Below are 13,765 nucleotides of genomic sequence, written 5' to 3'. Positions count from 1 at the left end.
CCGAAAGACGTTCCGACATTTGTGCTTGCAGGGCAGGTAACCTGCGACGCAAAGCACAGCGAGCACACCCGAGAGTGTGCGTTTCATTACGTTTTTCATATTAATTCTCCCTGTTCGTTTATTTTTTTATCAAGCTGTTTTCAGCTTATAGAACATTATATCACATATTCTTCTCGATTGCAAGTCTGTCTGCTGTCGCAAGGGGCGATCGCTCAGAACACATATTCGTCGAGTGAGTTTATGACGGTCACACCCTGAATATCAGCGTTTCCGTTTCTCGAAAGATATATCGGCGTGATACCGACGGCTTTTGCGCCCTCCACATCAGATGTGACCGAATCTCCGATGTGTACAGCTTCGTCGTGTCTGACGCCTGCGGTTCTGAGCGCTTCCTCGAAGATAGCCCTGTGGGGCTTGCAGGCTCTGACCGTTTCGGCAGAAATGATACCTGTCGGGCGGATACCTTTCAGCCGAAAGGATTCTTCAAGATAGCACAGATCGTCGTTGGAGATAACATAGACGGGAAGTGCGGCTCTCTCGAAAAACGGCTTAACATCATCAAAAAGCGGCGCGTGTACCCATATCCTGCGCCATATCTCATGCATGAGATCGAGGTCGCCTTTCAGACCGCAGTTTTCCGTGCAGTATTTCAGTATCTTATCGACCCTCACGTCATTCCCTGCGAAATTCTCACCATAGCTTTCCGCTTCGATCTCTTTCACCTTGCTCCACACTATCCGAAGGACTTCCTTCGGGTCTTTGACATCGCTGTGTGCTATGAAGTATTTCAGCAGTTCTCTTGTATTGGGTTCATCTTCCATGACCATTGTTCCTGTGTAATCCATAAAGATCGCTTTTATCATCCGTTTTCTCCTTTCGGGCTCTGCTGACGGCATCTTTTGCAGAGTGCCTTGCCGCCGATATTTCTTACAGAAAAAGGCTGCCGATGAAATACCGACAGCCTTTTCGCTGATCTTTGATCTCTGCAAAGCCGCTGTTTCATATAATTATAGCACAAACAGCGTTTCAAGTCAATAATATTATCATCCGTGCGTCATTCCCTGTTTTTCAGCACCTCAGCAGGCGTGATGCGGCTGAGCTTTCTTGTCAGCATAGCACTGCTCACGAAGTATATCACCAGTACCGCGGCGTATATGATAACGTACAGGTACGGCGGGAACGTCAGCACCATCGAGCAGGCGATGTTCGGGATAAAGCTCGGGTAGATGCAGTCCATGAGGAATTTCGCAAGGGGGATGCAGATAAGCGCTCCTATCGACACGATCGTCAGATTGCCGTTGAGATACAGGCTGCGCACCTCTTTCGGGCGGTAGCCGAATATCTTTATCAGCGAGATGCCGAAGGAACTGCGGTCGATCATCACGCCCATCATCAGATACATGACCACGATGAAAATGACTGTTCCCGCGATCAGCAGCATCGAGATCAGCGAGCCCATCTGCTCCACGAACACGCCCGAACTTTTTTCGATGTCGGCTTTGCTCGTGACGCTGTACAGCCTGCCTGCGTCAATGTCGAGCTTCTCAGCGGAGTAGACGGCGTTGAAGTAGTCCTCATCCTCGCCGAAAAGCTCACGCATCGAATCGATGTCCATGAAGATCGTGAACCCCGGGGAGTACTGCGCAACGTCCATCACGGTGAAGCTGTAGTCCTGTTCGGCTGCGGAATCGGTGAAGGTCACCCTGTCGCCCTTCTTGTAGCCGTAGCGCTCCGCGAGGGAGTTGTTGATGACCGCCTTGTTCCTGCCCTTTTCGGGGCGTGCGTCAAAGTACCTGCTGTCCTCGTTGAGCCCGATGACCGTCACGTCGAGGGTGTAGCCCATGCAGTCGGTGGTGAGGGTCTTGACGAACGCGCTCTCGCCGCCCTTCGGCACTTCGTTCTCGGGGTACTTGTAGAGGTACATATAGGAGTAGTCGGTGTCGGCAACGTTGTCGCGCTTGACAGCCTCGCACATCACCATGCAGTCGAGACCCAGCATCACCACAAGCAGCGAAACCAGCATCCCGAACACAACGGTTATCGCCGAGCGCAGTTCGCGCACCATCTGTCTGATGCGGAACATGGTGATGAAGCTCTTCGCCCTGACGCTGAACCTGCGGTAGTTGGACGCGCTCTGCTCGTTCTTGATGAGCGACAGCGCCGTGCGTGAGAGCTTCTTGTTGATGACCAGCGCGTTGACTATCGCCGAGATGACGGGCGGCAGCACCAGTCCGTAGACAAGCAGATATGGCGCGTAGTAAATGTCATACTGCGGCAGCGAGAAATAGCCGTAGCTGTCCTTTAGCTGCATACCGATGCCTATCGGCGAGAATCCAAGCGCCGTGCCGACCGCTCCGCCGAAAAATGCTACGATGGTCGGCAGGGTGATGTAGTGCCTGAGCAGGTCTTTCTTCTTCACGCCCAGCGAATACAGCGCACCGATGACAGGCGCTTCGCTCTCGACGCGGTGAACGACAAACACCGAGATGACATATCCGAACAGGATCAGGATTATGACGCCTGCCACCAGACCTGCGTTCTTGTCCATCACCACGTCACCTGCGGCGGATTCAATGCGCTCGTTGTCGCCGCGCGGGACAAACGAGATGAGGTTCTCCATATCGACCTTGAACACCTCGTCGAGCAGTTCGTTCATGCCGTCCTGCATATCGGTGATACCGCTGTGAAGCTCCTTCGCGCCGTCGGTCAGCTCTTTGATGCCGAGCGCCGAAACGCCGTCCGCAAGTCTCTCCGAACCGTCCGCAAGGTCGGTCATGCCGTCCTCGATCTCATAGCGCTTTGAAAGCTCCTCGTCGATCATCTCGCGGAAATACTTGTCCTCCACCTTCGTGTAGTCAAGCTCGACCGACTTGATCTTCTCTTTGAGGTCGTCATTGGTCACGCCCTCGCCCAGCTTGTAGGCGTAGACGTACTCCTCCGCAGGCAGACCGCCGCCCGAACGCACATTCTCATAGCACTCATCGGTCACGAAGATCAGCCCGAAATACCTCGACTGCACCGCCGTGTCGGAAAACTTAGCTTTCGGCTGGTCGTAGTCGGGAACACAGCCGATACCCGTCACCTCAAATTCGTGACCGCCCGCAGTTATGCTGTCGCCGACCTTCAGACCGTTGACCGCCGCGTAGCGCTTCTCAACGACGCACTCGCCGTCAGCTTCCGCAAGCCGTCCCTCGTCGAGTATCAGCTTGTCGATGCTCTCGCGGTTCTTGAACATTCTGAGCTTTGTATCGGCATCGACCGTTAGGTCGGTGTAAAACTCGGGCTGTATCTCCGTGCCGTCCTTTGTCAGCGTATCGAGTTCATCATCGTTCAGCGGCAGGAACACAGTGAAAAATCCGTCCTCGGTGTTGAACACGTCGCGCTTTTCCGCCGCGCCGTGAAGCACCGTTTCCGCCGAGCCCACGACCCCGATGACCAGAAAAATTCCCATGGCGATGACCAGTATCAGCGCAAGATACCGTCCCCACCCTGCCCGAAGATCGCGGGGCAGACGCTTTCTGAGCACTCTGTTCATCACAAATCCTCCAGTTCGGCGGCGGGGACGCGGGTCTCGTTCGCGTAGTCTTTCTTTATCATGCCGTCCTTGACGATAATGACCTTGTGAACCATGTTCTTGATGGAGTTGTTGTGGGTGACGATCAGCATCGTCGTGCCGTATTTGGCGTTGATCTTTTCGAGAAGTATCAGGATGTCGCGGCTGGTCTTTGAATCCAGCGCACCCGTCGGCTCGTCGCAGAGCAGCAGCTTAGGGTTCTTGATGAGCGCTCTTGCAATAGCGCACCGCTGCTGCTGACCGCCCGAAAGCTGCGAGGGGAACTTGTTCTGATGCTCGGTCAGCCCCAGCACATCAAGCAGCTCGTCCATGTCGAGGGGCGACGGTGTGAGGTAGGCGCAGACCTGAATGTTCTCGCGCACGGTGAGGTTCGGCACGAGGTTGTAGAACTGGAAGATGAACCCGAGGTAGTCGCGGCGGTAGTCGGAAAGCTCAGCGGGTTTCAGCCCGAATATCTCCTTGCCGTCCACCTTCACCGACCCCGAATCCATGCTGTCGAGTCCGCCGATGCAGTTGAGCAGCGTGGATTTTCCCGAGCCGCTTGTGCCCTGGATAACGCACATCTGCCCCTTTTCCACAGCCGTGCTGACACCCTTCAGCACCTGAATGTAGCTGGTGTCCTTGCCGTAGCTTTTCTTCACATCCGATATTTCAAGAAACATTTTCGTTTCTCCTTTCAAAAAAGTTAGACTAAGCTAACCGTATTCCAAAATATAACGCGGCGAACCGCATCATACTTCATTTTCAAGCGAATACTCCATCCACGCCTTGATGAGCATATCCATCACAGGTCTGATGAAGTGAAGTGCGCTCTCCTTGTCCCGTTCGTGCTGCATCATGTGGAGGAAGGCGTTCACCTGCATATGGGTGAGCCAGTGGAGCATCTGTCGGTTGACCCGCTTTCCCGGCATGACGGCGGCGTATTTTGCGGCGAGCTCGATATAGATCGCGTCAAGCCTGTCGATGATGCCGTCGAGAAAACCCTCGTACTTCGAGCCTGCCGAGCGGTCAAGAAGTATCGTCATCTCGTCATAGTGGTCGTAGATGACGTTTACGAGCGCTTCCGTTAAAGCGTCGTGGTCGCCGTCCTGCTGTTGATAGACCGAGAAGTCGCTCTCGGTGTCCTCGGAAAAATGCTGCTCCAGCACTTCCGTCAGCTGACCGAGGGCTTCACCCACGACCCCCTCGAAGAGACCGTTCTTGTCCCCGAAGAAGAAGTAAACCGCACCTGTTGTCAGCCCCGCGTCGGAGGTTATTTTCCGAAGCGACGCTTTCGCGAAGCCTTTTTCGAGGAACTCACGCCTTGCGCACTCGATGAGCTTTTTGCGGCTCTCATTGTTGTCTGAATTTCTTTCGGGCATATCTCTTTCTCCTTTGATAACGGCGTTACGTAACAATGTTATTTTAACTCAAAATACTCCGTTTGTCAAGATGTTCCATGAAGATTTGTCTGTTTTTACAGTTTGCAGCCGAAATTCAACTTGCTTGCGTAATATTTATACAAAAAACAAGCGGACTGTCAGAATGGCAGTCCGCTTATGGTATCTATCTGATGTTTTTTATTGCGGTAATGTTCGCAGGCACGCCTCACTGAACAGGGTTGTTTACAACGCCCACAAACAGCGGAAGTCCCGAATCACTCATGATCTCAAAAATGAACGGTCTGTCCAGTATGAATTCCGCGTTTTCATCGGGCATAACACCTCCGGAATAAATCGCGACAGTCATCGAAGCCGCCTTGCAGCCTTCCTCGTCGATGGTGACACGGCTGTCCTGCTCGGCCTTGCTGAGGAAGATACTGTCCGTGTCCGTCAGGGGAGTGAAATCTGACTTGTTTGCGTCGAAGATGTTCGTGATGCCCATCGAATTCAGTCCGTCGCGCAGGTCTATCTTCGAGCAGACGTCGAACTTCGGGACAGACAGGGTGACATTCACGAACTTGCCGTTCTCGTAGTTGTCGTCTGAGTTGAGCATCAGCTCCTTTGCCTGAGCGTCGTTCAGGATGTCGGCGGGAGTATACCCCTCGTCGGGAAGTATCAGCTTCATGTGGCCGTTGTTTTCGAGCGACAGGCTGACCGAGGAAAAATGGTCTCCCCGGTAGTAATACATATCACGTTGGTCGTTCATGAAGTCGCAATTGATGTCGCCGCCGACAGCGTGGAAAACAGCCTGCTCGGTTTCTTCGGGCGAGAACTGATCTATCCATTTTCCGCTGTAATTCACGGTAGAAGCCAGCGTCATTATCATTCCGGGGTCGAGCTTTAAGTTTGCGACCTGATCGCTGAGAAGTCCGTCGGTCTGGGTGTTGAGCCAGTCGCCGAACATCTTGTTGTACTCCGCCGAGGCGGGGTCGCCTGCGTACACGGATGAATAGTAGGTATCGGCAAGCCTGTTCACGGTGTCCGACTTGTACTCGGCGCTGCTGTTTGTCCACAGGGAAGTGGCAAGAACGCATTTCGCCATGCCGTCGTCCGAATAGTTTGCCTGCCAGATAGACTTAGAATGCGACCTTAGAGTTTCAATGTCGCTCTGAGCGAGCGCGTCGAGTATCTGCTGTCTGCTTTCGCCGTCGGTTATCTCCGCCGACATACCCAGCGCCATGTACAGGCTGAGCGGGGAGTAAACATAGTTCTCACCGTTCGAGCTGTTCAGAAACGCCTTGGTGCTGTTCAGGAAAAAGGTATCGAACCCGTCCTGATAGCCCTCGGGCTGATCTTTGAGAGCCGATCGTGCGTTGTTCCATTCCTCGATCGCAGGTTCTAATTCATTCCAGTTAGTAATTTTGGTTTCATCGGGGTACTGCGGCATTTCGGGATAGACCGCCTCCGCAAGAAGCTCTGCGACCTTGTTCCCGATGACGACAGACGGCGCCTTGTCCTGTGCCGAAGCGTTCGCCGAGCCGTTCGATGACTCGGTGGGTACGGTCTTGCCCACGGGAGTTTTCGGGAGAATGGTCACGCAGGCGAACACCGCCGCCGCACAAACGCCGCCCAGCGCCGTCCATTTGAGTACGCTGTTCTTTTTCTTTTTTGCTGTCAGTTCGGGCACGAGTCTTTCATCGGTATCACCGATAACATCGAGAAGTATTTCTTTATTTTTCATACGCCTACACCTTCCTGTTCTAAATAGTCTTTCAGTTTGTTCCTTACGCGCTGTAATATCATTTTTACAGCTCCTTCTGACATATTGTTCCGTTTTGCTATCTCGGCGACGGGCATCATGTACCAGTAACGCAGGAGGAATAGCTTTCTGTTTTTTTCGGGAAGACTGTGCAGAAAGACGTCAATGAGCTCTTTTAACGCTATCCTGTCCTCTATGGGGCTCTCTTCGCCGATGCATTCTCCCAGTTCGTCAAGACAGAGCGCTGTCTGTCCGCCGCCGAACTTCTGTGACCTGTCCCTGCGGTATCTGTCTATTGCAAGGTTACGGGTTATCCTGCCGAGGAAAACAGCCAGACGGCTCGGCTTTTCGGGCGGCATGGCGTTCCATGCCCGAAACCAGGTGTCGTTGACACATTCCTCGGAATCCTCCGCTGAATGAAGGATATTGTTCGCAATGGCAGAACAGTAGCCGCCGTATTTGTTTCTGCTCTCATGGATTGCCGACTCTTTTCTCTGCCAGTAGAGTTCTATTATCTGAAGATCTTCCATAATGTACCTCCTTGTTGTCTCCTTCACCCTTACAGACGAGATCAATATCGCTTAGGTAACGGTCATCTGAAAAATTTTTCAAAAAAATTTTTATCGCGTTTTCCAAAGTCCTTTTGTGCGTATTTATCGGTCCTGCCATTCTTAATTGACCGCTCTCGCGCTGTCAGCCACGTCTTTTGGGCAATGGGGAGAACCTTTCTTCAGAAAGGTTTCCCTCAGGAAATAAGCTGTTTTGGTCATTGAACGTCGTGACCGAGCAGTTTTTTGTAGCTTCGGTCGATGCCGATGGCGCCGAGGGGGGCGGTTATGATGATCGCCAGCACCGCCGCCGAGAGTACGATCTTTCCGCAGGGCAGACCCAGCGACATCGGCACCGAGCCGATCGCCGCCTGCACCGTGGCTTTCGGGAGATATGCTATGACGCAGAAGGCTCGTTCACGCGTGTTCAGCTCGGTTCCGATCAGACACAGGCACACTCCGACCGCCCTGAATGCCAGCGCTATGAAGATCATCGCCAGCGCCGATGCGCCTGCCGTCAGGGTGTACCGCACATCGACGGCGGCTCCCACAAGCACGAACAGCAGGACTTCCGCGCCGATCCACAGCTTGCCGAACTTCTCCGACAGCCCTGCGGAAACGCTCCGCTCCGCTTTCAGCTTCACCACGCAGGCCATAGCGACCACCGCAAGCAGTCCCGATACCGCCGCATAAGGCTTCACGAGCGTTTCTATGCTCATCAGCAGGAAGGCGGTGCCGAGCAGGATGATGACTTTTTTGCTGCTGCGGATATTGTGTCCGCGCCGAAAGGCTTTCTCGAAGATCAGATACAGCAGAGCCCCCACCGCCGCTCCCAGAAGTACGCCGAGCACAATGGAAACGGGGATGTTCAGGAAGTCGGCCGCCCGTGCGGTGCCGCCCTGCGCCATCGTCACGAAGGTCGAGAACAGCACGATCACGAAAATGTCATCGCAGGAAGCTCCCGCAAGTATCATCTGGGGGATGCTTTTCTGCGTGCCCCATCTATCTTCGATCAGCTTCACCATTCGCGGCACCACAACCGCAGGAGACACCGCGCTCAGCACAGCACCCATGACGGCGGCTTCGATGCGGTCCACACCGAGCAGCAGCGGAGCGAACACCACATACCCGATGATCTCAAAGCAGGCGGGGACGAAGGACATCAGCACCGCAGGTCTGCCGACCTTTTTCAGGTCGGAGAGGTCGAGCGAAAGTCCTGCCTTCACAAGTATGATGATGAGCGCGATCTGCCGAAGCTCCGACGAGAGCCCGAGTATCGACGGGTCGAGCAGGTCGAGGACGTAGGGACTGACCGTGATACCGACGGCGAGCATACCGATGATGCGGGGCAGGCCGATCCTTTCAGATATGGCAGCGGCGGAGAGCCCTACAAGAAAAATTATCGCAAGTGACAGCAGCATAAAATACCTCCTGACAAATAAAAAAGCCGACAACGGTTGCGTAGGAACGCAGAAGTCATCAGCTTTGAAAGCGGTTTCACAGGCTCGCTCGGAGCCGTATGCGGGAGAACATCATTCCCGATATGAGATTTTCTTCTACTATTATAGCACATCTGCGGCGGATTGTCAATCACTATCCGCAGGCGGACTGTCCGTCGGGGTCACAGCAGTACGAACTCATCATCGTTTATGGTGACAAGCTCGGGCTCGGGGCCGATGAACTCCCTGCACATACGTATCTCGCGGAAGCCCCTGAGGTTGTAGTGGCAGAGCACGTATTTGTCGGTGAGCCCGAGGGCTGAAAAATCGCCGTCGGTAATAAAAATGTTGTCGTCGAAGTTCCTGATATATCCGACATCAGGGCAGGCAAGGCAGGCACCTGCCGAAAAGCCGATGTAATCCGCCCCGTCGGAGACTTGCTGTCTGATGAAGCTGTCAAGCCCGTACTTTCTCACAAGATGCAGCAGGGTGAAGGTGTTGCCGCCCGTAACGACGATATATCTGAATTTCTGCTCCCTGACAGCGTCGGGCTCGTTTTCGTCAAAGACGGTGATGTTTTCGGGGAGAAAGCCCTGTGAAACGGCACATTCTTTCTCGAAACTGCCGTTCTCGGCAGCCGACGAACCGCCCGCGAGGGGGATGATGAGCATTATGCCTGTGCGGTCGGGAAGAAGCCCGCTGATTTTTGTTCGGGTGAGCGGATGGCTGAATCCGTATGAACCTAATATCAACATAAAAATACCTCCGATACTTGCAAAAAACCGACAGCCTCCGAAGAAGCTGTCGGAATATTTTTTATGCGGAAAGCGGATATTACTTGGAAATAGTAACAGTGAACGCTCTCTTGTTCAGGTTGCTGATATCCCATTCGCCGTTGATCTTAGCGCCGACTACCAGCTTGTAGGTGCCTGCGGGGACCTTGGTCTTGGTGTAGCTGAGGACGTTGCCCTGAGCGAGGATCTTCCACTTGCCTGCGGAGTAGTAAGCAACGCAGTACTTGTCTGCGCCATCAACTGCGCTCCAGCTGAGCTTCAGAGTGTCGCCCTGTACCGAAGAGGTGGCAACGGGGTACTTGGGAGTGCCGGAATCGGGGGTAACGATGATAGAGTTGGAATAATCGGTGTTCCAGCTGCCGTCAGCCTTAACGATAACGGCTACCTCGTAGTTGGTGCCTGCTTTAAGGTTTTTCAGAACGTAGGAAGTGCTTGTAGTCTCATCGACCTTTGTCCAGCTGCCGTTTACCTTCTGATAAACTGCGTACATCTCAGCGCCGCTTACTGCGCCCCAGCTAAGGGTAACGCTGCCATTTCCTGCTGTGTAGGTAACAGTAGGATTGCTGACAGGTGTGGGAGGCTGCTGCTGACCGTTTACGATCGTGCCGTTGTCAAGGTTGCTGCCCTCGGTGGAAGCGTACTTGGAGTAGAAGTCGTTCAGCGAGACGCCGTTCTTGCCGAGTGCCACCTTGTGGTCGAGACCGATGAACTTCTTGGTCTTCTGGGTCTTCCAGATAGCGGGGTAGTAGTAATCCTCATACTTGGTCTTATCCCAGTTGATGTTAGTCTTGCCGACTATCTTGCCCGATGCGTCGGTGGTAGTGCCGAAGGAAATATCCTTCCACAGACCGCCTGTATCGCCCGAGTCGTCGTTGAGGCACCAGAAGGTGTGGTTGATGTGGTGCTTTATCATGTAGTCGCGGAGCAGTCCGAGCCACTTCTCGTTGTCGGGGTTAACGCCGAGCGTGCCGCCCCACTCGCCGATGAGAAGCGGATACATATCCTTGTCATTGATGTAAGCCCAGGTATCGTACCAGTAGTCGTCAAGCAGGGTCTGCTCGGTGAAATCCTTGTGGAACCAGGGCTGGTCGCTTACTACAGGACCGTAGTCGTGCGGAGAGTAAACGATCTGGCTTGTGCCTGCCTTGGGCAGTACGGGGTACTTGGCTACGCCGCGGAGGTTGCCGCCCCACCATGCGCCGTGACCCTCGAAGCCTTCAACACCCTCGATGAGGATGAGTGCGTTCTTGTTCTTTGCGAGGATAGCGTCTGCGCAGTCCTCAGCAGCCTTCTTCCAGTTGTTGGGAGCGTCGGAGTTGTCCCAGATAGCGTCAACAGGACCGCCGCCGTAGGTGCTGTGAGGCTCATTCTTCAGGTCGAAACCGATAAGGGTATCGTCGCCCTTGTAGTAATCAGCGCACCATGCAAGTGTGTCGATCCAGACCTGAGTGGTAACTTCAACTTCCTTGCCGTTGCGTGCGGTAAAGCTCTTGCCGTACCAGATACCGTAGTTATGACCCGAGTTATTGGATTCGGGGCTGTGGATGTCGATGAAGCACTTTACGCCGTACTTCTTGCACTTGGTGAGAAGCACATCGAAAAGCTCCTGGCTGTTTACGACCTCGCCGTTATCCTTGATAAGGTCAATGTTGAACGGGTAGCTGGGGTCGTTGTTGGGGTTGATGCTCTTGATGGGGTCGGGATCGCCGATCATCCAGTTGTAGAGCAGCTCGGTCGAAACGGGAAGTCTGAGAACGTTTACACCGTGATCTGCAATATCCTTTACCAGGTCGTCGATGTCGCCGCTCCAGAGATAGTGAGGCGAGCACTCGGTGCAGTTGAAGCCGAACCAGTTAGCACCTGTGAGCCATACTTCGTTGCCATCCTTGTCGTAAAGACGGCTTCCCTTAGCGTGCAGCCAGTCATCGTTGCCGTCTGCAACAACGCGTCCCGAAGCAGCTGCGGTAGCTGCGCTCGATGTCAGAGCTGCCGAGAAGCACGGTACTGCGCCCGAAACTGCGAGTGCTGCGATAGAAGCAGCGGCAGTCATCCTTTTGAAAAATCTGTTCATTTAAAAATCCACCTCTCCCGGATACCCTGCTTTAAGGTATCCAAATTGCCGTGCGGATGCCGATTCTTCCTCGGTCGGCATCCGCTTTTGAATATATTAAATATTGTAACTATATTGTATCATTCATTCTGTAAATTGTCAATAGAGATATTGTAAACTTTCGGCAAAAACAGGAGCAATATTTATGATTTTTTATTAAAAATACCCCGCGTACCGTGAGCGCGGATCAAAAAATTTTTTTAGAAAAAGTATTGACAAACTTCGATATATGTGATATAATATTGATGATCTTCGATATGAGGTGAGATTATGGAACTGACAAACAAACAGATCACAGTAATTTTCAAGGCTCTCTGCGACGAGAACAGAGTGCAGATATTCCGTCTGCTGCAAAAAGGGGAGCGCTGCGCCTGTGAGCTTCTTGAGGCGATGCAGCTCAGTCAGCCGACCCTTTCGCATCACATGAAGATACTCACCGACAGCGGACTCGTTGTCGGCAGGAAAGAGGGCAGATGGATGCACTACTCCATCTCGGAAGAGGGCGTAAGGATCGCTCTCGGCTGCATTGAGGAACTGACGACGGTCAGCGGCGGCGGGGAAGAGTGCTGCTGCTGTAAATGATTTTTGGAGGACAGCTATGGGACACGCTGAGACCGCAGGTGAATTGTTTTCAAAGAGGTATTACTGCTCGCAGGCTGTGCTTGCCGCTTTTGCCGAAGAACTCGGGATGACGAGGGATGAGGCTCTGAGGGTCAGCGCCTGTTTCGGAGGCGGGATGTGCAAGGCGGAGGTCTGCGGTGCCTGCACAGGTGCGCTGATGGTGCTGGGTCTGAGGTACGGTATGCACACCGACGGCGACTTTGAGTCGCAGAAGAGGGCAGACGGATATGCGGCGAGGTTCCTTGAGGATTTTGCCGCCGAGAATGGTTCGTACATCTGCCGCGAGCTTCTTGACTGCGACATCTCGTGCGATGAGGGGAAGGCGTTAGCCCGTCAGAACGGGCTCTTTTCGACCCTCTGTCCGAAGCTGATCGAGAGCGCAGTGCTTCTCACCGAAAAACTGCTCCGAGAGTGAAAAAAAGCCGTGTTCAGCACGGCTGTTATCTTGGAGTTGACATTGAAAGATTTGAATTTATGAATATATCTGAGTGATGAAAATGGAACAGACGAAGAACAGCGGCATCAGCGTGTTTCAGCGGTATCTGACGGTATGGGTGGCGCTGTGCATGGCGGCAGGGGTGCTGATCGGGAAATTTCTGCCGCAGCTGCCCGAATTTTTGGACAGATTCGAGTACGCAGGCATCTCCGTGCCGATGGCGGTGCTGATATGGCTGATGATAACCCCCATGATGATGAAGGTGGATTTCAGGAGCATCAGGAACGTCGGCAGAGAGCCGAAAGGATTGCTGGTAACATGGGCGGTCAACTGGCTGCTGAAGCCGTTCTCTATGTATCTGGTGTCGAGCCTGTTTTTCAGGGTAGTGTTCAGGGGGCTCATCCCGTCCGAACTCGCCACGGGGTATCTTGCAGGGGCGGTGCTGCTGGGTGCTGCTCCCTGCACGGCGATGGTGTTCGTGTGGAGTACACTGACAAAGGGCGACCCTGCCTACACGGTGGTGCAGGTCGCCACCAACGACCTTATCATACTCGTGGCGTTCGTGCCGATTGTAAGGCTCCTGCTGGGTGTCTCGGATGTGAAAGTCCCGATGGCGACGCTGTTCATCTCGGTGGTGCTGTTCGTGGTGATACCGCTGGCGCTGGGGATAATCACGCGGCTGGCCGTCATGAAGGCGAAAGGCGCGGATTATTTCACGAACACATTCCTGCACAGATTCGACGGCATCACTACAGTCGGACTTCTGCTGACTCTGGTGCTGATCTTCTCATTCCAGGGGAAAGTCATCCTTGAAGACCCTCTGCACATCCTGCTGATAGCACTGCCGCTGATTTTGCAGACATTCTTCATCTTCTGCGCGGCGTACTTTGTCTGCATGGCACTGAAACTGCCGCATAATATCGCCGCACCCGCGGGTCTGATCGGCGCTTCAAACTTTTTCGAGCTGGCGGTCGCGGTGGCAGCGGCGCTGTTTGGGACGTCGTCGCCTGCGGCTCTTGCCACGACGGTAGGCGTGCTGACCGAAGTCCCCGTGATGCTGATGCTGTGCAGATTCGCAAACAAGACAAGATCACGATTCCCAAGCTGACCGCGGTATCTGTCT

12 protein-coding genes and 1 riboswitch are annotated in these 13,765 nt (G+C 53.7%); of the genes, 3 read left to right on the top strand and 9 right to left on the bottom strand.

Annotated features, from left to right (window positions below):
- Positions 1-212: 212 nt before the first annotated feature.
- From BT142_RS10605 to BT142_RS10565, 9 genes are all read right to left on the bottom strand, one after another.
- Positions 213-863, bottom strand: a complete 651-nt coding sequence (locus BT142_RS10605) for an HAD family hydrolase (protein WP_072418173.1) — start codon at positions 861-863, stop codon at positions 213-215.
- 191 nt (positions 864-1,054) lie between these two features.
- Complete coding sequence (locus tag BT142_RS10600) at positions 1,055-3,535, bottom strand: FtsX-like permease family protein (RefSeq protein WP_072418172.1); 2,481 nt, start codon at positions 3,533-3,535, stop codon at positions 1,055-1,057.
- Positions 3,535-4,236, bottom strand: a complete 702-nt coding sequence (locus BT142_RS10595) for an ABC transporter ATP-binding protein (protein WP_072418171.1) — start codon at positions 4,234-4,236, stop codon at positions 3,535-3,537. Before BT142_RS10595 ends, BT142_RS10600 begins: the two co-directional genes overlap by 1 nt.
- Before the next feature lie 69 nt (positions 4,237-4,305).
- On the bottom strand, positions 4,306-4,935 hold the full coding sequence (locus BT142_RS10590) for a TetR/AcrR family transcriptional regulator (RefSeq protein WP_072418170.1): 630 nt from the start codon (positions 4,933-4,935) through the stop codon (positions 4,306-4,308).
- A 226-nt stretch (positions 4,936-5,161) separates the two neighbouring features.
- Positions 5,162-6,676 carry a serpin family protein gene (locus BT142_RS10585; protein ID WP_072418169.1) on the bottom strand — a complete coding sequence of 505 codons (1,515 nt, stop codon included), beginning with the start codon at positions 6,674-6,676 and terminating at the stop codon, positions 5,162-5,164.
- Positions 6,673-7,224: an RNA polymerase sigma factor gene (locus BT142_RS10580; RefSeq protein ID WP_072418168.1), complete on the bottom strand. Its 552-nt coding sequence runs from the start codon at positions 7,222-7,224 to the stop codon at positions 6,673-6,675. The genes BT142_RS10585 and BT142_RS10580 overlap by 4 nt, the downstream gene beginning before the upstream one ends.
- Positions 7,225-7,460: 236 nt before the next feature.
- Positions 7,461-8,663, bottom strand: a complete 1,203-nt coding sequence (locus tag BT142_RS10575) for a cation:proton antiporter (RefSeq protein WP_072418167.1) — start codon at positions 8,661-8,663, stop codon at positions 7,461-7,463.
- 42 nt (positions 8,664-8,705) lie between these two features.
- Positions 8,706-8,791: riboswitch (Fluoride riboswitch) on the bottom strand.
- Between the two features lie 72 nt (positions 8,792-8,863).
- Positions 8,864-9,436 carry a Type 1 glutamine amidotransferase-like domain-containing protein gene (locus BT142_RS10570; RefSeq protein WP_072418166.1) on the bottom strand — a complete coding sequence of 191 codons (573 nt, stop codon included), beginning with the start codon at positions 9,434-9,436 and terminating at the stop codon, positions 8,864-8,866.
- Positions 9,437-9,515: 79 nt separating this feature from the next.
- Positions 9,516-11,525, bottom strand: coding sequence for a cellulase family glycosylhydrolase (locus BT142_RS10565; RefSeq protein ID WP_242871965.1), 2,010 nt, complete (start codon positions 11,523-11,525; stop codon positions 9,516-9,518).
- Positions 11,526-11,855: 330 nt separating this feature from the next.
- Between BT142_RS10565 and BT142_RS10560 the strand changes: the two genes are divergently transcribed.
- The 3 genes from BT142_RS10560 to arsB all read left to right on the top strand — a co-directional run bounded on the left by BT142_RS10560 (position 11,856) and on the right by arsB (position 13,750).
- The gene (locus BT142_RS10560; protein WP_072418164.1) at positions 11,856-12,167 is read left to right on the top strand and encodes an ArsR/SmtB family transcription factor; all 312 of its coding nucleotides are present in this window, start codon (positions 11,856-11,858) and stop codon (positions 12,165-12,167) included.
- Between the two features lie 16 nt (positions 12,168-12,183).
- Positions 12,184-12,621: a C-GCAxxG-C-C family protein gene (locus BT142_RS10555; RefSeq protein WP_072418163.1), complete on the top strand. Its 438-nt coding sequence runs from the start codon at positions 12,184-12,186 to the stop codon at positions 12,619-12,621.
- 82 nt (positions 12,622-12,703) lie between these two features.
- Positions 12,704-13,750, top strand: coding sequence for an ACR3 family arsenite efflux transporter (gene arsB, locus BT142_RS10550; RefSeq protein ID WP_072418162.1), 1,047 nt, complete (start codon positions 12,704-12,706; stop codon positions 13,748-13,750).
- Positions 13,751-13,765: the final 15 nt, after the last annotated feature.

Origin of the sequence: Ruminococcus sp. YE71 (genome assembly GCF_900119155.1) — a bacterium.
In the GTDB taxonomy this organism is placed as follows: Bacteria; Bacillota; Clostridia; order Oscillospirales; family Ruminococcaceae; genus YE71.
Note: the sequence above shows the minus strand (reverse complement) of the source record. Positions and strands in the feature narration are given on the sequence as shown.